At 71.1% G+C, this 21267-nt stretch carries 16 protein-coding genes; 12 read left to right on the forward strand and 4 right to left on the reverse strand.

The window, feature by feature from the left end:
- Positions 1-493 precede the first annotated feature (493 nt).
- Positions 494-1927, forward strand: coding sequence for a ricin-type beta-trefoil lectin domain protein (locus tag ACIP6N_RS22415; RefSeq protein WP_401818001.1), 1434 nt, complete (start codon positions 494-496; stop codon positions 1925-1927).
- Between the two features lie 113 nt (positions 1928-2040).
- Positions 2041-2616, forward strand: a complete 576-nt coding sequence (locus tag ACIP6N_RS22420; RefSeq protein WP_401818358.1) for a universal stress protein — start codon at positions 2041-2043, stop codon at positions 2614-2616.
- Here the strand turns inward: ACIP6N_RS22420 and ACIP6N_RS22425 are convergent.
- Entirely contained in the window at positions 2574-3440 is an 867-nt protein-coding gene (locus ACIP6N_RS22425; RefSeq protein ID WP_401818003.1) for an oxidoreductase, read from the reverse strand. The genes ACIP6N_RS22420 and ACIP6N_RS22425 overlap by 43 nt on opposite strands.
- A gap of 239 nt (positions 3441-3679) precedes the next feature.
- On the opposite strand from ACIP6N_RS22425, the gene ACIP6N_RS22430 reads away from it, so the two are divergent.
- The 6 genes from ACIP6N_RS22430 to ACIP6N_RS22455 all read left to right on the forward strand — a co-directional run bounded on the left by ACIP6N_RS22430 (position 3680) and on the right by ACIP6N_RS22455 (position 11807).
- On the forward strand, positions 3680-4255 hold the full coding sequence (locus ACIP6N_RS22430; protein WP_401818005.1) for a TetR family transcriptional regulator: 576 nt from the start codon (positions 3680-3682) through the stop codon (positions 4253-4255).
- Between the two features lie 193 nt (positions 4256-4448).
- Positions 4449-6653 carry a phosphocholine-specific phospholipase C gene (locus ACIP6N_RS22435; RefSeq protein WP_401818007.1) on the forward strand — a complete coding sequence of 735 codons (2205 nt, stop codon included), beginning with the start codon at positions 4449-4451 and terminating at the stop codon, positions 6651-6653.
- Between the two features lie 135 nt (positions 6654-6788).
- Positions 6789-7352 carry a GNAT family N-acetyltransferase gene (locus ACIP6N_RS22440; RefSeq protein WP_401818009.1) on the forward strand — a complete coding sequence of 188 codons (564 nt, stop codon included), beginning with the start codon at positions 6789-6791 and terminating at the stop codon, positions 7350-7352.
- Between the two features lie 139 nt (positions 7353-7491).
- The gene (locus ACIP6N_RS22445; RefSeq protein ID WP_401818012.1) at positions 7492-8118 is read left to right on the forward strand and encodes a hypothetical protein; all 627 of its coding nucleotides are present in this window, start codon (positions 7492-7494) and stop codon (positions 8116-8118) included.
- A gap of 366 nt (positions 8119-8484) precedes the next feature.
- Complete coding sequence (locus tag ACIP6N_RS22450) at positions 8485-8658, forward strand: hypothetical protein (RefSeq protein WP_401818013.1); 174 nt, start codon at positions 8485-8487, stop codon at positions 8656-8658.
- A gap of 47 nt (positions 8659-8705) precedes the next feature.
- Positions 8706-11807 carry an AAA family ATPase gene (locus ACIP6N_RS22455; protein ID WP_401818361.1) on the forward strand — a complete coding sequence of 1034 codons (3102 nt, stop codon included), beginning with the start codon at positions 8706-8708 and terminating at the stop codon, positions 11805-11807.
- 27 nt (positions 11808-11834) lie between these two features.
- Here the strand turns inward: ACIP6N_RS22455 and ACIP6N_RS22460 are convergent, their stop codons facing one another.
- The 3 genes from ACIP6N_RS22460 to ACIP6N_RS22470 form a co-directional block, all read right to left on the reverse strand.
- Positions 11835-11999, reverse strand: coding sequence for a DUF6191 domain-containing protein (locus ACIP6N_RS22460; RefSeq protein WP_401818364.1), 165 nt, complete (start codon positions 11997-11999; stop codon positions 11835-11837).
- Between the two features lie 34 nt (positions 12000-12033).
- Positions 12034-13194: a PQQ-dependent sugar dehydrogenase gene (locus ACIP6N_RS22465; protein ID WP_401818015.1), complete on the reverse strand. Its 1161-nt coding sequence runs from the start codon at positions 13192-13194 to the stop codon at positions 12034-12036.
- Positions 13195-13364: 170 nt separating this feature from the next.
- Entirely contained in the window at positions 13365-14360 is a 996-nt protein-coding gene (locus ACIP6N_RS22470; RefSeq protein WP_401818016.1) for an aldo/keto reductase, read from the reverse strand.
- Between the two features lie 83 nt (positions 14361-14443).
- On the opposite strand from ACIP6N_RS22470, the gene ACIP6N_RS22475 reads away from it, so the two are divergent.
- From ACIP6N_RS22475 to ilvN, 4 genes are all read left to right on the forward strand, one after another.
- Positions 14444-15382, forward strand: coding sequence for a 2-hydroxyacid dehydrogenase (locus ACIP6N_RS22475; RefSeq protein WP_401818018.1), 939 nt, complete (start codon positions 14444-14446; stop codon positions 15380-15382).
- Between the two features lie 211 nt (positions 15383-15593).
- A complete protein-coding gene (locus ACIP6N_RS22480) occupies positions 15594-18557 on the forward strand; it encodes a putative bifunctional diguanylate cyclase/phosphodiesterase (protein ID WP_401818020.1) in 2964 nt (987 codons plus the stop codon).
- 211 nt (positions 18558-18768) lie between these two features.
- The gene (locus ACIP6N_RS22485; protein WP_401818023.1) at positions 18769-20619 is read left to right on the forward strand and encodes an acetolactate synthase large subunit; all 1851 of its coding nucleotides are present in this window, start codon (positions 18769-18771) and stop codon (positions 20617-20619) included.
- A 54-nt stretch (positions 20620-20673) separates the two neighbouring features.
- Entirely contained in the window at positions 20674-21201 is a 528-nt protein-coding gene (ilvN, locus tag ACIP6N_RS22490; RefSeq protein WP_401818025.1) for an acetolactate synthase small subunit, read from the forward strand.
- Positions 21202-21267 lie beyond the last annotated feature (66 nt).

A 21267-nucleotide genomic window follows, 5' to 3' on the forward strand; every position in this document is an offset into this window, starting at 1 on the left:
CCGCGCCCGCCCCCCCCCCCGCGCCCCGCGGCGCCCCGCGGGCGCCCCCGTTTACAACCCCCCCGGCGGCGGGGCGCCCCACCGGTCGGGGCCCCGCCCCTCCGCCGTTTCGCGGTGCCGTCGCCGCGCGACCGTCGACGCGTTGACACGGACGCGTGTCAACGTGGACGCCCTGCCAATGCGGACACACCTTGACACGGACGCACGTTGACACAGACCCGCGTCAACGCGAGGCAGGCCTGAACCCTGACAGGCCCCAACCCGGACAGGCCCCAACCCGGACAGGACCGACCCGGCTGCGCCTCAACTCCGTTGCGCGCGGGGGATTGACGCGGCCTTGGTCTAGTCCTTTACTTCTCCCAGTGCCAGCAGGTTCATGTGAGGGGCCCCTGTTTCCCCATGTGAACGGCAGGCCGCATCACGTCTCGACAGCACTTGCCTGTGTTCCACCTCCACACTCGTGCATTGATGCGCCCATGACAGGAGTCCCCCTGTGTTCCGATCCTGCAAGAGAGCCCTGGCCGTCGCGCCCGCTGTTCTCGCCCTGGCCGCCACCGCGGTCGTCGCCACCGGTACCAGCGCAAGCGCCGCGGCCAACCCCGGACCGGGCTTCCCCGCTCAGTACGCCGCTCCGTACGTCGAGACCTGGGCGTCGCCCTCCGCGATGACCACCGTCCGCAACGCCACCGGGCTGAAGTACTTCACTCTCGCCTTCGTCATCGACGCGGGCGGCTGCAACGCCAAGTTCAACGGCGACACCGACATCACCGACGGCAGCTGGACCTCTGCCATCAACTCGGCGCGCGCCGCCGGCGGCGATGTCATCGTCTCCTTCGGTGGCGCCTCCGGTACGGAACTCGGCGTGTCCTGTACGTCGGTCTCCGCGCTGAAGGCCCAGTACAAGAAGGTCATCGACGGGCTCAACCTGACCAGGATCGACCTCGACATCGAGGGCGGCACACTGGACAACACCACGGCCAACACCCGCCGCAACCAGGCACTCGCGCAGCTCCAGTCGGAGTACGCCACGGCCGGCAGGAAGCTCGACGTGCAGTACACGCTCCCGGTCGACCCGAGCGGACTGCTGCAGAACTCGCTCAATCTGCTGAACAACGCGAAGAACAACAACCTCGACGTGAACCTCGTCAACGTCATGACGATGGACTACGGCCCGTCCCTGGACATGGGCAAGGCGGCCACCGACGCGGCGACCGCGCTGCACGGCCAGCTCGGCAAGATCTGGACCGGCAAGACCGACGCGCAGCTGTGGGCCATGGAGGGCAACACCCCGATGATCGGGGTGAACGACGTCCAGTCCGAGGTCTTCAGCACGGGCAACGCCAGCACGCTGGCGAGCTTCGCCAAGTCCAAGGGAATCCAGGAACTCGCCTTCTGGGCCCTGGGCCGCGACAAGGCCTGTGGATCCAACGGCCAGTTGTCGGACACCTGCAGCGGCACCTCGCAGAGCGCCTGGCAGTTCTCCAGCATCTTCAACGGGATCACGGGCTCGGGCGGCGGCGGTGGCGGAACCCCGCCCGCGCAGGGCACGGGACAGATCACCGGCCTGGGCGGCAAGTGTGTCGACGTGAACGCGGCGAGCAGCGCCAACGGAACGGCCGTGCAGCTCTACGACTGCAACGGCACCGCCGCGCAGCAGTGGACGGTGGGCACCGACGGCACGATCCGGTCCCTCGGCAAGTGCCTGGACGTCGCCTCGGCGGGTACGGCCAACGGCTCCAAGACCCAGATCTGGGACTGCAACGGAACCGCGGCGCAGAAGTGGGCGAAGGGCACGGGCAACACGCTCGTGAACTCCGGTTCCGGCCGCTGCCTGGACGTCACCGACAACAACACGGCCAATCTGGCGCGGCTGCAGATCTGGGACTGCTTCGGCGGCTCCAACCAGCAGTTCCACCTGCCGGCCTGACCTCTGAACGTGTGTGGCCCCGAAGTGACGACCTCCTTCGGGGCCACGCGCATGCTTGGGCGCGGCAGGGCCGGGCACTTCGCAAGTGGTGGGAGGCTGCCCCTGTGACCGACATGGATATGGACATGAACATGGACATGGACGCGGACGAGGATCCGGACGTGCGGACGACCGTCCTGGTGTGGATCACCGAAGCCGGCTGGCCCGCCTGCGTCGACGCGGCCCGCGAGCGTGCCGCGGACGCCGATGTGGTGCTGCTCCACATCAGCGACGACAAGGTCGCCGCCGCCGCGCATGACGCCTACGCGGACCTCCTGGGCCGCGGCAACCGCCCCGACCGGGACCCGGCCGACTCCCTCGAAGCGCTCTCGGGCTCGTCGGCCGCCGACATCCTGGAAGCGGCCGCGCACCGGCTCGGCCGTCCGTGCGAACTCCTCGACAGGCACGGCCGCGTGGAGGACGAAGTCATCCGCGCGGCGGCCGACGCGGACCTGCTGATCCTTGCCCGCGACGGCGACACCACCGTCCCGGGCCCGCACAGCCTGGCCGCGGCGGGGCGTTATGTGGTGGACCACGCGGAGTGCCCGGTGCTGCTGGTGTGGCCGCGCGGTGAGATGCCGAGCGGTGAGCTGCCGGGCGCCGAGGGTTATACGGCGTCGCCCGCGGTGCCGCCCGTGACGTCGTCGTAATTGATGGATTCGGTCAGCTCGCGCCACTTCGTGTCGGACTCGGTGCGGGCCCGGTCGGAAGCGGTCACGTAGCCGTAGGCGTCACTCCCGAGCAGCAGGTGCAGCGGAGGCTCGGTCAGATCGGGCAGTCCGAGGATGACCCGCGCGGCCTTGGCCGGGTCGCCGGGCTGCCGTCCGTCACCGGTGCGCAGCATCTCCACCATCGCACCGACGGTCGCCCGGTACGGCTCGCTGACCGGCGGGATCGTCATCGAGGAACCGGCCCAGTCGGTACGCAGGCCACCGGGCTCGATGATCGTGACGTGCACGCCGAGCGGGGCCAGCTCGCGCGACAGCACCTCGGAGAACCCGCCGACCGCCCACTTCGCGGCCTGATAGGCACCGAGGCCGGGCGTGGTCATCCGGCCGCCGCTGGACGAGATCTGGATGATGTGTCCGGAACCCTGCGCGCGCAGGATCGGTACGGCTGCCTTGCTGACGTGGTAGACGCCGTAGAAGTTGGTGTCGATCTGCGCGCGGAAGTCGGCGTCGGTGACGTCCTCGATGGCGGCCAGGTCTCCGTACCCCGCGTTGTTGACGACGACATCCAGCCGCCCGAACGTCTCGGCCGCGCCCCGGACGGCGGCGCGCGCGGCCTCGCCGTCGGTGACGTCGAGCGCCACGGCCCGGAGCTGATCGCCGTACCTGCTGACGAGGTCGTCGAGCTGGGCGGGCTTGCGCGCCGTGGCGACGACCCGGTGGCCGGCGGCGAGGGCCGCTTCGGTGATGGCGCGGCCGAGGCCGCGCGAGCTGCCGGTGATGAACCAGACCTGCGACTGCGACATGGCGATGCCTCTCAGGGAGTGGGTGGATGGCCACAGCAAAGTAACTGACTATCCAGTTACTTCACTGTAAATCTGAGCGCCGGGGGATGCAAGCACGAGGTGGTGGCGAGTTGCCCGTGCGTGACGTGGGGGGATGGTGGTGCGGGTCAGGCCCGAGAGGGTGACTGACTGGTTGGTTATCAGCCGTGCCCCGCAGAGGACGGGCCCGGGGCCGGGGCGCCGCTGACTACGATGCTGGAGTGGCCAGAGACTCCCGTACCACCAAGACCAGCCTGCTGCGCGCGGCGACCGGCGAATTCGCCGAGCACGGCATCGCGGGCGCGCGCGTCGACCGCATCGCCGCGGCGGCCGGATACAACAAGAACCTGATCTACGTGCATTTCGGGAGCAAGGATCAGCTTTTCGACGCGGTGTACGAGGACGCGGTGAAGGAGATCCTGGACGCAGCGCCGTTCGACGCCGACGACTTGCCGGGATACGCGGGCGCGCTGTTCGACTTCCACATCGGCCACCCGCATCTGATGCGCCTCGCGCGCTGGCACAGCCTGGAGCGCCCGGGGGAGGTGCTGCCGATCGCGGAAAAGGCGAACGCCGCGAAACTCCGCGCGCTGTCGGCGGCCCAGGGTGAGGGAAAGGTGGACGCGGGGCTGCCGCCGCACCTGCTGCTCGCGCTGCTGGTCGGCCTGGCGATGACATGGAGCGAAGGCAGCCCGGAACCGGCGACGGCGGACGACGACGCGGCGGGGATCGCGGCGAGAAGGCACGCGGTGGTGGTCTCGGCGGGGCGCCTGACGAGGCCGGTGCCGAGGTCCTGAATGGCGGCCGCGCCGTCTTGAGCGGGGGACTCGCTCCCCGGCCCCGTCGCCCCGCCCCACCGTTCTGACGTTCATCTCGCGGATGTCCCCGGGCCTCACTCCTGACACACGGTCTCATTAGCGTCCCCGCGAAACCACCCATCAGTGGCCGCTCGCTGACCAGCGGACCGTGGGGCGACGACTGGAGGCAGGCATGACACCGGAGATCTCGCGCAGACGAATGCTCGCCCTCGGGTCCGGGGCCCTCGGCGCTGCTGCCGCCGGGTCACTGCTGCCGCCCTCTCTCCAGGCGGCGCTGGCCGCCGAGCCTCCGGCCGGTGGCATGGAAGAGATCAAGCACGTCGTGGTGCTCATGCAGGAGAACCGTTCGTTCGACCACTACTTCGGGACCCTGCGCGGTGTGCGCGGGTTCGGGGACCGCAACGCCGTCGAGCTGCCCTCCGGCGCGTCCGTCTTCGAGCAGCCGGCTCCCTCGGGCACGGTCCTGCCGTTCTCCGTCCGGGGCGCGGCCAGGGCGCAGCAGAAGGACCTCCAGTACATCGGGGCGCTCGACCACTCGTGGGACGGTGGCGCCACGGCCTGGAACAACGGGTGGATGGACCGCTGGGTCTCCGCCAAGTCGCCCGCGACCATGGCGTACTACGACCGGCGTGACATCCCGCTGCACTACGAACTCGCCGACACGTTCACCGTCTGCGACGCCTACCACTCCTCCATCCACTCCTCCACCAGCCCGAACCGCAACCACCTGTGGAGCGGCTGGACCGGGTTCGAGGCCGACGGGCGGCGGGCCGTGGGGAATGACGCGTACGAGGAGGACACCCACCCCGGATATCCCTGGCCGACGTACGCAGAGCGGCTTGAGAAGGCCGGGCACAGCTGGCAGACGTACACGGAGTGGGAGAACTTCACCGACAACAACATCGAGTTCTTCACCACCTTCAAGACCGTCGCCCGCAAGGCACTCACCGCCGCCCGCGCCCTCACCGGGCAGCCGGGCGCGGCCGGATTCACGTACATGGAGGCCTTTTACGCCGCCGTGCGGGACACCGAGGACCCCGCCGTGCGCGAGCGGCTTCTCGCCGCGCTCGAAGAAGGCGTAGCCGCGCTGACCGAGCACGAGCGGTCGCTCTTCGAGCGCGGGCTGCGGCGTGTGGAGACCGGGACGCTGGCCGACCGCTTCCGGGCCGACGTGGCGGCGGGGACACTGCCCGAGGTGTCCTACCTCGTGCCCTCCGCGATCGACTCCGAGCACCCCGACGCCTCGTCGCCCGTCGCCAGCGCGTCCCTCGTCTACAAGGTGCTGGACGCGCTCGGCGCGCATCCGGAGGTCTGGCGGCACACCGTCGTACTGATCAACTACGACGAGAACGACGGCTTCTTCGACCACGTCCCGCCGCCCGTCGCGCCCGTCGACGCCGACGAGGAGCGCTGGGAGGGGCGGCCGACCGGACTCGGTATGCGGGTGCCGCTGCTGATCGTCTCGCCGTGGACCGTCGGCGGATACGTCTGCTCGCAGGTCTTCGACCACACCTCGGTCGTCCGCTTCCTGGAGGAGTGGACGGGGGTGGCCGAGCCCAACATCACGGAGTGGCGGCGCGCGGTCACCGGCGATCTGACCTCGGCCTTCGACTTCCGGCACGGCCGGTCGCTGCCCGCGGTCGAACGGCCCGGGGCCGTCCCGCCGTTCTCGGAGCGCTGGGCGCCGGAACCGCCCGCCGAGCAGCGGATGCCCGTCCAGGAGACGGGTGTCCGCCCGGCCAGGCCGCTGCCGTACCAGACGGACGCGTACGGGCAGGTCGACGGCGACGTCCTCCGGCTGGTGCTCAGCAACACAGGGCGCGCCGGCGCGCACTTCACGCTGTATCCCTACGCCGGTGAGTTCGAGGTTCCCCAGCACCGCGATGTAAGGGGCACGGCGCAATGGACGGTGCCCCTTACCGGACTCGCCCGGGGCGAGGACGGCGAGCCGGCCGCGTACCGCTTCACGGTCACCGGCCCCAACGGCTTCCGCCGCGAGTTCGCCGGGCCGGTGGCGGGGGAGGGCGCCGAGGTCACCTCGGCCGTCGACCACCACGACCGTGACGTCCGTCTGACGCTGCGCAACAGGGGCGACCGGCCCGTCACCTTCACGGTGCGGCCCCTCGGTTACGTGGACGAGGCCGATCTGGCCGACTGGACCCGGAGCATCACCGTGAAGCCCGGGCGCAGCAGGGACATCGTGCACTCCGCGGCCGACGCGCACGGCTGGTACGACATCGAGATCACCGCCGGGACGGCGGACGGCGGCCACCCCCGCGGCGACCGTCCCTCCGACGGCCCCGATGGCGCCGGCGTCCGCTTCCGCCGGCGTCTCATGGGGCACATCGAGAACGGGCGGGTAAGCGTCTCGGGCTGATACGCGCGGTGGTGCGCGGGAACCCGGAACAACCCACTTGGGGCTCCCGCGCACCCCCCTCGCGCGTGCGAAGATCCGTGTACAGGACACGAGCGAGGGCCGGCCCTCGCTCGTACGGTGTGCGGGAGGTTCCGAATGTTCGCGATACCGCTGGGGGACGGGGCTGAGCTGCGCCCTCTGGAGCCTTATCAGGCCGAGGAGTTCCTGGCCCACATGGACCGGGCCAGGGGCCTGGTGGACGAGCACATCCGGCTCGCCCAGCGCGTCTGCGACGTGGACTCGGCGCGGGACCTGCTCACCTCGTTCGCCGAGAAGCAGGCGGCGGACAGCGGACGGATCTACGGGATCTGGCTCGACGCCGCGCTCGTGGGCGGGGTGATGTTCCCCAAGTTCGACGCGCTCCACGGTACGTGCGAGGTCGGCTGCTGGCTGGAGCCCGCCGCCACAGGGCGCGGGCTGGTCACGCGCGCCGCGCGGGTGCTGATCGACTGGGCGGTCGACGTACGCGGGATACACCGCGTGGAGTGGCTGGTGTCCTCCGCCAACAGCCCGAGCGTCCGGGTCGCCCAGCGGCTCGGCATGCGGCGCGACGGTGTGCTGCGGGAGAGCTATCCGTATCGCGGGGTACGCCAGGACATCGAGGTCTGGTCCGTTCTGGCCCCCGAGTGGCGGGGACAGGAGCCGGAGGCGGCGCACTGAAACCGGCATTCGGGCATTACGGGTGGGCGGTGGCGAAGGTGAAGGAAACACTCCGCTGTCCGGCCCGCATCACAACAGTTGGCTATCGGTCTTCGCCATTCTCAGAAACCTCTCAGACGATGCACCTAGCGTGCGGTTCATGAACCCCACGCCCAACACACAGACCCCCGAGTCGCAGACGCCCGAAGCCACCGCGCCCGAGGCTGCGGAGGCGGGGACCACGAAGGCCGGGACCACGGCCACGAGCGCGCAGGACAGTCCGGGCACCGAGACCGCGGGCGAGCCGGCCGTCGTGACGGACGAGCTGGACGCCGAGGAGCCGGAGGTACTGGGCGACGACGAGGAGTTCACCCCGCGCGCCTCGTCCGGCCTCGCCGCCGCGTCCTCGGCGATCGTCGCGCTCTGCCTCGGGATCGTCGCGCTCACCGGCAGCTGGACCGGCCAGATCGGCGCCGCCCGCGAGACGCTCGTCGGCCAGATCAACATGCCGCAGAACGCCACCATCGCGCAGCAGATCTCCGAGGGCTACGGCGACGGCTGGCACGTCACCGCCCTGATCAACGGCGCCGTCGCCCTCGTGGCGCTGATCGTCGCCGTAGTGGCGCTCCTGCTGCCGCAGAAGGCGAACTGGGTGCGCCCCTTCGCCGTGGCCGCGGTCGTCCTGGGCGCCATCGGTGTGATCGTGTCCCTCGGCATGTACTTCGACCTCTTCGCGGCTCTGCCGAGCGCCCCGGCCACCCCGCCCGTCGCGCCGCCGGCCGGCTGACCCACGCCCGTCTTACGCCCGTCCACCATGCCGCCGGGGCCCTTACGAGGGCCCCGGCGGCATGTTCGGTCCCGGGGGCACCGGCCGGGCCCGGGCCGCGCGCCCGCCGACGACGACGTCTGCCGGGCGGCCGGGCGAACCGTCTGCCCGGCGGCCGGGCGAACCGTCTGCCCGGCGGCCGGGCGAACCGCGGGCTCCGGTGCCCCCGGGTGTCTCAGGCCTTAGGCCTGGGCCCGTCCGTGTGACGTCCCTGAGGTCCCGGGCGGCCCGGAGATGGGGCACTTGCCCGATGCGGCCGAGCCCCCTGGGCGGCGAAGGTCGAGGCATCGCCACAAGCGACCACGCCTTCGCCCAAGGGAGATGACCATGTTCGGGTCCGAACTCCAGAAGCCGCACACGGATGAGCTGCTCCGCCAGGCCGAGAGCCGGCGGCTGGAAGAGGAGCTGCGCACGATCCGCAAGCAGGAACGGCGTGCGGCCGGTGACACCGTGAAAGGGCGGGTGGACCGGCTGCGGGCCCGCTTCGGCCGCACCTCGTGAGGACGCTTCGGCCCACGGTGAGCGCCGCGCGGTCAGCTGCCTGTGCGATGCTCGGCAGCGTGCAGAACCGGTCCGTCAGCCCGGTGTTCGTCGGCCGGGCCCGTGAACTCACCGTACTCACCGAAGCGCTCGCCCGCGCCACGGCGGGCGAGCCGCAGGCGCTGCTCATCGGCGGCGAGGCAGGAGTCGGCAAGACCCGGCTCGTCACGGAGCTTCTTGACACCGCCCGCGCCGAGAGGGCCGTCGTCGCGGCCGGCGGCTGTGTCGAGGTGGGCGCGGACGGACTGCCGTTCGCGCCCTTCTCCACCGCGCTGCGCTCCCTCCGGCGCGGCCTGCCCGAGGAGCTGGCAGCGGCCGCGGACGGCCAGGAGGGCGAACTGGCCAGGATCCTGCCCGAGTTGGGTCAGGAGCGCGCCGGATCCTTCGAAGAGCACGGCACCGCGCGGCTCTTCGAACTGACGGTCAGGCTCCTGGAGCGCCTGGCGGCGGACCGTACGGTCGTGCTCGTCCTGGAGGACCTGCACTGGGCGGACGCCTCCACCCGTCATCTCCTCGCCTACCTCTTCCGAACGCTCCGCCGCGGCCGCCTCGTCGTGATCGCCACGTACCGCGCCGACGACGTGCACCGCCGCCACCCGCTGCGTCCGCTCCTCGCGGAGCTGGACCGGCTGCGCTCCGTACAGCGGGTCGAACTGTCCCGCTTCAGCCGCGCGGAGGTCAGGCACCAGCTGACCGGCGTCCTGGCCGCCGAGCCCGCCCCCGCCCTGCTGGACGAGATCTTCGAACGCTCCGACGGCAACGCCTTCTTCGTCGAGGAACTGGCCTGCTCCTTCACGGCCGGCCGTCGTGCGGGACTGAGCGATTCCCTGCGCGATCTGCTGCTCGTACGCGTCGAAGCCCTCCCCGAGGACGCCCAGCGGATCGCGCGCATCGTCGCCGAGGGCGGCACCGCCGTCGAACACCGCCTGCTGTCGGCCGTCGCGCGGCTGTCCGAGGACACACTCATCACGGCCCTGCGCGCCGCCGTGGGCGCCAACATCCTGGTCCCCACGGAGGACGGGGACGGCTACCGCTTCCGTCACTCGCTGGTCCGTGAGGCCGTCAGCGACGACCTGCTCCCCGGCGAACGGTCCCGGATCAACCGCCGCTACGCCGAGGCGCTGGAAGCCGGTCCCACGCTCGTACGGGCCGACGAGCGAACCACCCGCCTCGCCAGTCACTGGTACCACGCGCACGACGCGGCCAAGGCTCTCCCCGTCGTCCTGCGGGCCTCCGTGGAGGCCCGCAGGAGGTACGCGTACTCCGAGCAACTGCGCCTGCTGGAAAGGGCCATGGAGCTGTGGGACGAAGCGCCGGAGGAGGTGCTGGCCCGTCTGCGGCCCCCGGACGACATCGAGGTCCGCCCGCCGGGCGGCAGCGACAGAACGAACCCGCTGTGCCATGCGGACCTGCTGGCGGAGGCGACCGTCGCCGCCCGCTTCGGCGGTGCCCCCGAACGGGCCCTGGCGCTCGCCAAGAGGGCCACACGCGGCCCGGAGGGACGGGACGATCCGCTGCGCGCCGCGTGGTTCTGGACGCAGCGCTCCTGTCTCGTACAGGACCTCGCCCGTGGCGACGGGCGGCTGGAACTGGACACCGCGCAGGAACTGGTGCGGGGACTGCCCCCGTCCGGGGTGCACGCGGACATCCTCGTCAACGTCGCAGGCTGGGGCGCGCTGCACCGGCCCGGACCAGAGGCGCTGGTCGCCGCGGACCGCGCCGTGCGGTACGCCGGACTGGTCGGCGCCGAGCACACCGGGCTGCACGCCCGGCTCGTCCGCGGCCGGCTGACAGCGGAGGCGGGCGGCGTCGAGGACGGGCTCGCCGAGATGTACGAGGTACGTGAACTGGCGGCAGCCAGGGAGGCCGTCGAGATCCTGGGGCGCGTCAGCGTGTACCTGCCGTCGACGCTGGAGGGCATGGGCCGGTCCACGGAGGCCGTGGCCGCCGCCGAGCGCGGCGTCGAGATCTGTCATCGGCGCGGCCTCGCGGACAGGGAGGCGTGCGTGCGCGCCCACCTGGCCCTCTCCCTCTTCTCCCTGGGCCGCTGGCCCGAGGCGGACGCGGTCCTCGAAGAGGCGGCCGGCGTCGCCCACTCCCGTACGGCTCGCGGCCTGATCGCCTTACGCCGTGCCGAACTGGCCCTGGCCCGTGGCGATATCGAACAGGCGCAGAGCCAACTGGCCCTGATCCGGGGCGCCTTCGGCCCGCACGATCCGCAGCCGCAGCACGTCATCACCCCGGCTCGCCTGGCGATGGAGACCGCCGCGAGACAGGGCAGACTCGCCGGTGCGCGAACCGAATTCCAGCGGGTCGTCGCGGACGGTTTCCCGCCGGGCGCCCAGCGCTACGCGCTGCCGCTGCTGCGCGCGGCGGCGTCCATGGAGGCGGACGCGCGCGGCCTGCCGGGCGCGGACGAGGGCAGGGAGCGGACGCTCAAGGCCGTGCGCGGCCAGTTGAAGAGACTGCCGACGCTCGTATCCGTCTGGGGTGCGTACGGTCTGCTGTGCGAAGCGGAGCTGGCCCGCGCGGAAGGCGAACCGGCCCCGGCGCTCTGGGCGCGCGCCGTGGCCGCCTTCGAAGCGCTGGGGGAGCGGCCGGCGGAGCCGTCGCAGGGGCCGACGGGGCAGGGGCGGCCCTTCGAGCTGGCGTCGGCCCGCTACCGCTGGGCAGCCGCCCTGCTCGACGTCCACGCGCAACGGTCCGGGGCGGCGGCGCCGCTCGTACACGCGCACCGTACGGCTGTAGGGCTCGGTGCGCGCCTCCTCGCCGAGGACATCACGCTGCTCGCCGCCCGCGCGCGCGTCAGCCTCACACCCGAAAACGTCACAAAGGCGACCTCCTCGGGGGCGAAGCCGGAACCCGCCGCCGATCCGGCCACCGCGCTCGGACTCACCCCGCGCGAACGGGACGTCCTGCGCCTGGTCGCGACGGGCCACAGCAACCGCCGGATCGCCGGGGAGCTGTTCATCTCGCCGAAGACCGCGAGCGTGCACGTCTCCAACATCCTGGCCAAGCTGGGCGTCTCGGGCCGCACCGAAGCGGCGGCCCTCGCTCACCGGCTGCGGCTGTTCCCCGAGAGACCGGGGAGGCCGGAGGCGTCCGGGTGACCGGGAGGCCCCTGACGGGGCTCCCGGTCAGTCCTGCTGTCCGCTCGGCACTCGTATCGTGACCTTCCCGGAGGTGAGGTCTATGGGGCCGTATCCCGGATCGTTGGCATTGACATCGACCCGGGCCAGGTCGAGCCGCTTCTTTTCCTCGTGGTGATGCTTGCGGCCTGGTGCGAAGATCTGCTCGATCATGTTGAACACGGGCTGCTCACCTTCTTACAGCGAGTTACGAGACGTCCAGCTGAAGAATCCTGTCGTCTCCCGGCTTCGGTGTGCCGCGGCCGTCCGTATTGCTGGTCAGCAGCCACACCCTGTCGCCCCCCAGGGAAAGCACCGCCCGCAGGCGGCCGTACTTCCCTGTGAGGAACGCCTGAGGGGCCCCCGACGTTTCCCGGCCCGCCAGTGGAATGCGCCACAGCCGTTCGCCGCGCAGCGCCGCCATCCACAGCGAGCCCCTGGCATACGCGAGACCGCTGGGCGACGCCTCGCTCGGTCTCCACTGCACCACCGGATCGACGAGACCCGGCTTATGGGCCTTGCCCTCCACCAGCGGCCAGCCGTAATTCTTTCCGGGCTCGATCAGATTCAGCTCGTCCCAGTCGTGGTCGCCGAATTCCGACGCCCACAGCCGCTTTCCGGAGTCCCAGGCCAAGCCCTGCACATCGCGGTGGCCCAGCGAATACACCACGGAATTCGCCTCGGGATTGCCCGGCGCGGGCTGCCCTTCGGGGGTCATCCGGAGGATCTTGCCGGCCGGCGACTTCTTGTCCTGTGCGAGATTCTTCCTGGTCGCGTCCCCGGTGCCCGCGTAGAGCATCCTGTCGGGTCCGAAGGCGATCCGCCCGCCGTTGTGCATGGCGGCCTTCGGGATGCCGCGCAGGATCGTGTCCGGCGCCCCCAGCCGCTCCCCGGCGGGCTTCGTCTCGTCGTACCGCATACGCGCGATGCGGTTGTCCGACGCGGTGGTGAAATACGCGTACACCATGTGGTCCGTGGCGTACGACGGGGACAGGGCGATCCCCAGCAGCCCGCCCTCCCCGGCGGGGGCGACGCCCGGCACCGAACCGACCACGGTCTTCTTCCCGCTCCTGGCGTCCACCCGGAGGATCGTCGCCTTGTCCCGCGAGGACACCAGCGCGTCGCCGCCGGGCAGTTCGGCCAGGCTCCACGGTGAGCCGAGGCCCGTGGTCACGGTCGACGTCACCGTCACCGAGCCCTTCGCCGGTGCGGCCGAGGGACCGGGCGCCGCCTCGGAGGCGGGTGCGGACGTATCAGGCGCCGTGCTTCCGCGGCCCCCGGGATCCAGCAGCCCGCCGCCGGAGGAACATCCGGTGGCCACCAGGAGAGCGGCGGCGGCGCATACGGCGGCCATCGCGGTGCGTTGCATGATTCCGGTCCCTTCGACGGCGGCGTTCCTACCGTTCTTACACCGTGACTCCGGCTCAGGTTCCCCGTGACGCGATTTCCAGAAGCCCGGGAAGCCCCTCGCACCACGGGCTCCGCAAATCCCGCAAGCCCCGCCGCCTTGCAGGGACCGCGAGCCCCGCCGACCACAGGTCAGTTCCACGGACCCCGCACCGGCGGCAGCACCGCCATCTCCGCCAGGTCTCGCGCCGTCAGCCGCAACTCCGCCGCGCGCGCGTTCTCCACCGCCCACCGCTCGCGCTTCGTGCCCGGTATCGGGACCACCTGAGACCCCCGGCTGAGCACCCATGCCAGTGCCACCTGCGCCGGTGTCGCCCCGTGCCGTTCGGCGACCCGCCGCACCCCCGCCAGCAGGGGCTGGTTCGCCGCCATCATCTCGGCCGTGAACCGCGGATGCCGGGCCCGTACGTCGCCGGGCTCGAAGCCCTGTCCCGGAGTGAGCGTCCCCGTCAGGTAGCCGTTGCCCAGCGGCATCGCCGCCAGGAAACCGATACCGCGCGCCGCGCACCACGGCAGCAGCCACTCCAGCGCCTCCTGCGACCACAGCGACAGCTCGGCCTCCACCGTGCTGACCGGGAAGATCTGCTGCATCCGCTCCAACTGCCGGATGGTCTCCTCGTGCAGGTGCGCGCCGGATCTCCGCCGGGACACGCGCGCTCCCACCGCGCACAACCCGAGCGCCCGTACCTTCCCGGCGCGCACCAGCTCGGCCATCGCGCCCCAGGTCTCCTCGATCGGCACCTCGGGGTCGGGCCTGTGCAACTGGTAGAGGTCGATCACATCGGTCCGCAGCCGTCGCAGCGACGCGTTGCAGGCCCGCCGTACGTAACCGGGCCTGCCGTTGGCCACCACATGCTGGTCGCCCACGAGCAGCCCGCACTTGGTGGAGATGAAGGCGTCGGCCCGCCGACGGCCGAGCACGCGTCCCAGCAGCAGTTCATTGGTGAACGGTCCGTACATGTCAGCCGTGTCGAGCAGGGTCGAGCCGGCGTCGAGGGCCGCGTGCACCGTACGGAGCGACCGGTCGCCGTGCTGCTCCGAAGCGGTGTAGGCCCAGTGCATCGGCATACAGCCGAGTCCGATCGCGCCCACTTCGAGCGGCGTCGCACCGATTGTCCTGCGCTCCAACTGACCGCACCATCCCTCCGCCGTCCGCCCGCCGACCCCAGCTAACCTCATCGGCCGCGCGGGCTTGGAATAGCCTCCTGACCATGACCGCAGACATATGGCTTCCCTTTGCCGCCGACCAGATCGAAGGGCTCCCCGAGGGCCTCGCCTACCGCTTCTGGGACGGCGGCGCCGACTTCCCCGCCGACCCGGCGGACTGTGCCTTCTACACCGTTCCGTACCTCAAGGGGATGGAGGTCGCGCTCAGGCCGCTCCCCGCGATGAAGTCCGTGCGCGTCGTGCAGACCCTCTCCGCCGGTGTCGACCACGTGACGCCGGGACTCGGCGCGCTGCCCGCCGGGGTGCGTCTCTGCAACGCCAAGGGCGTTCACGACGCGAGCACCGCCGAACTGGCCCTCGCCCTGATCCTCGCCTCGCTGCGTGGCTTCCCGGGATTCGCCGAGGGCCAGCGGCGGGAGGAGTGGCGCTCCGGCTTCTACCCGGCGCTCGCCGACAAGTCCGTACTGATCGTCGGGTACGGGTCGATCGGCGCCGCCATCGAGGACCGGCTCGCTCCCTTCGAATGCGCGCGGGTGACGCGCGTCGCGCGCTCGGCGCGCACCACGGAGCGCGGTGAGGTCCACGCGTTCACCGAACTGCCCGCCCTGCTGCCGCAGGCCGACGTCGTCGTCATCTCGACACCGCTCACCGAGGAGACGAAGGGCCTGGCCGGCGCCGACTTCCTGGGAAGGATGAAGGACGGCGCGCTGTTCGTGAACGTCGGGCGTGGAGGCGTCGCGGACACCGACGCACTCCTCGCGGAACTGGAGAGCGGAAGGATCAAGGCCGCCCTGGACGTCACCGAGCCTGAACCGCTGCCCGCTGGGCATCCTCTCTGGCATGCTCCGGGTGTCCTCATCAGCCCCCATGTGGGCGGATCCACTTCGGCCTTCCTGCCCCGCGCCAAGCGACTGCTCGCGGACCAGCTCACCCGCTTCGCCGCGGGAGAGGAACCGCGGAACGTGGTGCTCACCAGCGGCTGAACCCGACCGCGACCCGGCCGGAACCGCGCGTCGCGGCTCCCGGAAGGCGGCACGGCTCGACAACTCCCCCGTTCGTCACGGAGAGTAGAAGAACTATGTCCCTGAGTGACGAGTCTGGTGTATCGTCCCGATCTGGGGGCTGCGCAGCGCGTGGGGCGGTGCGGGGCAGCGAGTTCAGAATCCGAGGGGGGCGACGGGCGATGCAGAGCCAATGGACCAACCATCCGACGCGGAAGGGCCGCAGACTTCGGCCCCCGGACACCTGGGCCGGCGCATCGGGCTCTTCGGCGGTGACGGCGAGGGCAGCCGGAGTGGCCCCGTGAGCGCCGAAGGCGTGAGCCTCGGCCGCCGGGCCGTCCCCGGCAGCGCCTGGACGGGTCTGCCCGCGCAGCTGACCCTCGCCCTGCTCTGCGGCGGCTACGCGGCCGGGGCCGCGCTGGGCTGGGGCTCCAAGGAAGTGGCGCTGTTCATGGGCGACTTCGGGCTTGCCCTCGCCGCCGCGGTCGCCGCCGTCTCCTGCTTCCTCTACGCCCGGGGCCGGGGGAGCCGCTTCCGGCCCGCGTGGCTGCTGTTCTCGCTCTCCTCCGCGATGGCGGCGGGCGGGAACGCGGTCTGGGGCTGGTACGAGTTCGTGCTCGACAAGCCCGTACCGAGCCCGTCCCTCGCCGATCTGTTCTTCCTCTGCTTCGCGCCGCCCGCCATCGTGGGCCTTCTCGTCCTCGCCAAACGGCCTGTCTCCCGGGCCGGCTGGGTCTGCCTCGCGCTGGACGCCTGGCTGATCGGCGGCTCGCTGCTCACCCTCTCCTGGAGCCTCGCCCTCGCGCACACCGCGCATTTCGCGGGCGAGAGCGTGGCTCAGGCCGCGCTCAACCTCGCCTATCCCTTACTGGACATCGTCCTCGTCAGCATGGTGCTCGCCCTCCACTTCCGTCGCTCCACGGGCAGCCGCTCCGCGGTCAACACCGCGATCGCCGCCCTCGCCCTGACCGTCCTGTGCGACGCCCTGTTCACGTCCCCGCTGCTGCGGGCGAGCTACCGCTCGGGACAACTGCTCGACGCCGGCTGGTTCGCCGGCTCGCTGCTTCTCGCGTACGCGCCCTGGGGGGTGCGCCGCGCGGCGGACGCCGCTCCTCTCCCGCGCGGCACGCGCCACTCCAGCCGGCCCATCGCGGGATCGCTCGCCGCGCTCACCCCGTACCTCGCGGCCGCCGTCTGCACGCTGGGGATCCTCTACAACGTGATCGAGGGGCGCCGGATCGACCGCGTGGTCGTGCTCACCGGCTGCGCCGTCGTGCTCGCCCTGGTCGTACGGCAGGGCATCATGCTCGTCGACAATGTCGCGCTCACCCACGAACTGGCCCAGAAGGAGAACCACTTCCGTTCCCTGGTCCAGGGGTCGAGCGACGTCATCATGATCGCCGCGCCCTCCGGCATACTCCGCTATGTCAGCCCGGCCGCCTCGGGCGTCTACGGGCGCGACGCCGACGATCTCATCGGCGCCGAGCTGTCCTCGATCATCCACCCGGACGACCTGGGCCGCGTGGTCCACGAAGTACGGCGGTTCCTGGCCGCTTCCCCGGCGGACGAGCCCACCACCCGGATCGAATGCCGCTTCACGTCCGGCAGCGGCGACTGGCTCAATGTCGAGTCCACCGTCAACCGCCACCAGGGCGGCCTGATCTTCAACAGCCGCGATGTCACCGAACGGGTACGCCTCCAGGCCCAGTTACAGCACAACGCCGAGCACGACCCGCTCACCGACCTGCCGAACCGCGCGCTGTTCACCGAGCGCGTCCGCCAGGCCGTCTCCGGCCGCCGCGCGAGCGACCCGGGCACGGCCGTGCTCTTCATCGACCTCGACGGCTTCAAGGGCGTCAACGACCGCCTCGGCCACCAGGTGGGCGACGAACTGCTGATCCTGGCCGCCCGGCGGCTCCAGGAGTCGGTACGGGCCGGTGACACCGCCGCCCGACTCGGCGGCGACGAATTCGCCGCCGTCATCCTCGGCGACGGCGGCGCCGACCGCGCGGCCCGGGAGCGCCAGGTCCACGAGATCGCCGACCGGCTGCGCCTCAAGCTCTCGCAGCCGTACACCATCGAAGGCACCGAAGTCCGGGTCGCCGCCTCCATCGGCGTCGCCTTCGCCGATCCCGGCACGACCCCCACCGATCTCATGCGCAACGCGGACCTCGCCATGTACCGCGCCAAGGCGGCCGGCAAGGACCGCGTCGAGCTGTACGCGCCCCAGATGCAGGCGGACGTCGTCCGCAGGACCGAGCTGGCCGCGCGGCTGCGCACCGCCCTGCACGACGGGGAATTCGCCCTGCTCCACCAACCGGTCGTCAGCCTCACCACCGGCCTGGTCTCCGCCGTCGCCGCCCAGGCGCGCTGGCGCTCCGCCCAGGGGATCCTGTTCACACCGGCCGAGTTCCTGCGCGTCGCCGACGACGGCGACCGCACCGCGGAGCTGGGCCGCTGGCTGCTCGAAGAGGCGGTGACGCAGGCCGCTGAGCGCGCCAGGACCGGCCACCGGGTCGCTGTGGCCGTCCGTCTCTCGGCCCGCAGGCTGCTCGACAAGTCCATGCCCCTGGGCTCTGTGGAAGCCCTGCTGACCCGCCACAGGCTGCCGTCGGGCGCCCTGCTGATCGAGCTGGCGGACAACGACCCCCGCAGCTCCCTGGACGAGCTGGAGCACCGCCTCGTGGCGCTGCGCCGCCTCGGCGTACGGATCGCCCTCGACGGCTTCGGCAGCGGTTACGCGGCGATCAACGCCCTGCGCAGGCTCCCCGTCGACGTACTGAAACTGGACCGGGGGCTGGTGGAGGGCGTCGTGGAGTCCGCGCGACTCCACAAGATCACCGCCGGCCTGCTCCGGATCGCCTGCGATCTGGGCATGCAGTCCGTGGCCGAGGGCGTCGACCTCCCCGAGCAGGTGCTCGCGCTGCGTGCCATGGGATGCACGCACGGCCAGGGGATGGCCTTCTCCGGGCCGCTCGACGAATACCGGCTGCGCAGGGCGCTGGTGCGCGGCCCCTTCCCGCTGCCGGGCAGCGCGGTCCTGCCCGTGCTGACCGGCAGTTCCCTGCCGGTCAGACACCCCAGACCGCTCGGTCCCGACCGGCTCGCCCGGCCATCGATGCGATCAAATAATGAGACGCCCGTCCCACCCACTTGACAGTGATGGCGCGCCGGAGGAAGAGTCAAGGCCATGCGCACCCGAATTCTCGTACTTGGACAGCGCGTCGGCTGAAGCAGAGCCTCGTCACCGGCTCCGCAGACCACCCCGACGCGCTCCCCTCGCCTGCCTCACGGCACGAGGGGTTTTTTGTTGCACCGATACACCGCGAAACGTCGCATAAGCCCTCAGCTTCGAGAAGAGAATGTCGATGACCGAGCAGGCCACCGGGGCCCACCACCCGCAGCCGCGTGTCCGTAACGGCGGACCGGCGTCCAGCCCCGTCGAGCACGTCACGGGCGCACAGTCCCTCATCCGCTCGCTTGAGGAAGTGGGCGCCGACACGGTATTCGGCATCCCCGGCGGCACGATCCTCCCCGCCTACGACCCGATGATGGACTCCACGCGCGTCCGGCACGTCCTCGTCCGCCACGAGCAGGGCGCGGGCCACGCGGCGGAGGGATACGCGCAGGCCACCGGCAAGGTCGGGGTCTGCATGGCCACCTCGGGCCCCGGTGCCACCAACCTGGTCACTCCGATCGGCGACGCCCACATGGACTCGGTGCCGATCGTCGCGATCACCGGCCAGGTGGCGAGCAAGGCCATCGGCACGGACGCCTTCCAGGAGGCGGACATCTGCGGCATCACGATGCCGATCACCAAGCACAACTTCCTCGTCACCAAGCCCGAGGACATCCCGCGGACGATCGCGGAGGCGTTCCACATCGCCTCCACGGGACGCCCGGGCCCCGTCCTGGTCGACATCTCCAAGGACGCCCTCCAGGCGCGTACGACCTTCAGCTGGCCGCCCGTCCTCGACCTGCCCGGCTACCGCCCGGTGACCAAGCCGCACGCCAAGCAGATCCGCGAGGCCGCCAAGCTGATCGCCCAGGCCAAGCGGCCCGTGCTGTACGTCGGCGGCGGCGTCATCAAGGCCGGCGCCACCGCAGAGCTGAAGGTCCTCGCGGAGCTGACCGGAGCCCCCGTCACCACCACGCTGATGGCGCTGGGCGCGTTCCCCGACAGCCACCCCCTGCACGTGGGAATGCCGGGCATGCACGGCGCGGTCACCGCCGTCACCGCGCTCCAGAAGGCCGACCTGATCGTCGCCCTCGGAGCCCGTTTCGACGACCGCGTGACCGGCAAGCTCGACAGCTTCGCGCCGTACGCCAAGATCGTCCACGCCGATATCGACCCCGCCGAGATCGGCAAGAACCGCACGGCGGACGTGCCGATCGTCGGAGACGCCCGCGAGGTCCTCGCCGACCTCGTGCAGGCGGTCCAGGTGGAGCACACCGAGGGCAACGTCGGTGACTACAGCCTCTGGTGGAACGACCTCAACCGCTGGCGCGAGACCTACCCGCTCGGCTACAGCCAGCCCGGCGACGGCAGCCTCTCCCCGCAGCAGGTCATCCAGCGGGTGGGCCAACTCGCCCCCGAGGACACCATCTTCGCCGCGGGCGTCGGCCAGCACCAGATGTGGGCCGCCCACTTCCTCGACCACGAGAAGCCGTCCACCTGGCTGAACTCCGGCGGCGCGGGCACCATGGGATACGCCGTCCCGGCCGCCATGGGCGCCAAGGCCGGACAGCCAGGACGCACGGTCTGGGCGATCGACGGTGACGGCTGCTTCCAGATGACCAACCAGGAACTGACCACCTGCGCGCTCAACAACATCCCGATCAAGGTCGCGATCATCAACAACGGCGCGCTCGGGATGGTCCGCCAGTGGCAGACCCTCTTCTACAACCAGCGTTACTCCAACACCGTCCTGCACTCCAGCACCGAGACGGAGGGCGGCCCGACCGGCGGCACCCGCGTGCCGGACTTCGTGAAGCTGGCGGAGGCCATGGGGTGCGTCGCGATGCGCTGCGAGTCGCCCGACGAGCTGGACGCCGTGATCGCCAAGGCCAACTCCATCAACGACCGTCCCGTCGTGGTCGACTTCATCGTCCACGAGGACGCCCAGGTGTGGCCGATGGTCGCCGCGGGCACCTCGAACGACGAGGTCATGGCTGCCCGAGGCGTCCGCCCCGACTTCGGTGACAACGCGGAAGACTGAGTCAAGAGCCCGGATCCGAGACCCAGTTCAGAGACAGACCGAGAGAGACCAGACATGTCCTCCAAGCACACACTCTCCGTCCTGGTGGAGAACACCCCCGGCATCCTCGCCAGGATCGCCGCCCTGTTCTCCCGCCGCGGCTTCAACATCGACTCACTCGCCGTCGGTGTCACCGAGCACCCCGACATCTCCCGCATCACCATCGTGGTCAATGTGGAAGAACTGCCGCTGGAGCAGGTGACCAAGCAGCTGAACAAGCTGGTTAACGTGTTGAAGATCGTCGAGCTGGAGCCCGGCTCCGCGATCCAGCGCGAACTGGTCCTCGTGAAGGTCCGCGCCGACAGCGAGACCCGCTCGCAGATCGTGGAGATCGTCCAGCTGTTCCGCGCCAAGACCGTCGACGTCTCGCCGGAGGCCGTCACGATCGAGGCCACCGGATCGACCGACAAGCTCGAAGCGATGCTCAAGATGCTGGAGCAGTACGGCATCAAGGAGCTGGTGCAGTCCGGGACCATCGCCGTGGGACGCGGCGCACGGTCCATCACGGACCGCAGCCTGCGGGCCCTCGACCGCAGCGCGTAGCGGCACAACGCGCCGCACCGGCCCGTATACCGAGACCCCCGACCGTCATACACGCACCCCGCCGTA

It is taken from the genome of Streptomyces sp. NPDC088725 (assembly GCF_044751305.1).
Lineage (GTDB): Bacteria > Actinomycetota > Actinomycetes > Streptomycetales > Streptomycetaceae > Streptomyces.

Excerpts from the sequence above, each read along its gene's own strand:
- ACIP6N_RS22485 (WP_401818023.1), top strand. The coding sequence starts at position 18,769 with ATGACCGAGCAGGCCACCGGGGCCCACCACCCGCAGCCGCGTGTCCGT.
- ACIP6N_RS22445 (WP_401818012.1), top strand. The coding sequence starts at position 7,492 with ATGAACCCCACGCCCAACACACAGACCCCCGAGTCGCAGACGCCCGAA.
- ACIP6N_RS22435 (WP_401818007.1), top strand. The coding sequence starts at position 4,449 with ATGACACCGGAGATCTCGCGCAGACGAATGCTCGCCCTCGGGTCCGGG.
- ACIP6N_RS22450 (WP_401818013.1), top strand. The coding sequence starts at position 8,485 with ATGTTCGGGTCCGAACTCCAGAAGCCGCACACGGATGAGCTGCTCCGC.
- ACIP6N_RS22460 (WP_401818364.1), bottom strand. The coding sequence starts at position 11,999 with ATGATCGAGCAGATCTTCGCACCAGGCCGCAAGCATCACCACGAGGAA.
- ACIP6N_RS22440 (WP_401818009.1), top strand. The coding sequence starts at position 6,789 with ATGTTCGCGATACCGCTGGGGGACGGGGCTGAGCTGCGCCCTCTGGAG.
- ACIP6N_RS22465 (WP_401818015.1), bottom strand. The coding sequence starts at position 13,194 with ATGCAACGCACCGCGATGGCCGCCGTATGCGCCGCCGCCGCTCTCCTG.
- ACIP6N_RS22425 (WP_401818003.1), bottom strand. The coding sequence starts at position 3,440 with ATGTCGCAGTCGCAGGTCTGGTTCATCACCGGCAGCTCGCGCGGCCTC.
- ACIP6N_RS22480 (WP_401818020.1), top strand. The coding sequence starts at position 15,594 with ATGGACCAACCATCCGACGCGGAAGGGCCGCAGACTTCGGCCCCCGGA.
- ACIP6N_RS22475 (WP_401818018.1), top strand. The coding sequence starts at position 14,444 with ATGACCGCAGACATATGGCTTCCCTTTGCCGCCGACCAGATCGAAGGG.
- ACIP6N_RS22420 (WP_401818358.1), top strand. The coding sequence starts at position 2,041 with ATGGATATGGACATGAACATGGACATGGACGCGGACGAGGATCCGGAC.
- ACIP6N_RS22455 (WP_401818361.1), top strand. The coding sequence starts at position 8,706 with ATGCTCGGCAGCGTGCAGAACCGGTCCGTCAGCCCGGTGTTCGTCGGC.
- ilvN (WP_401818025.1), top strand. The coding sequence starts at position 20,674 with ATGTCCTCCAAGCACACACTCTCCGTCCTGGTGGAGAACACCCCCGGC.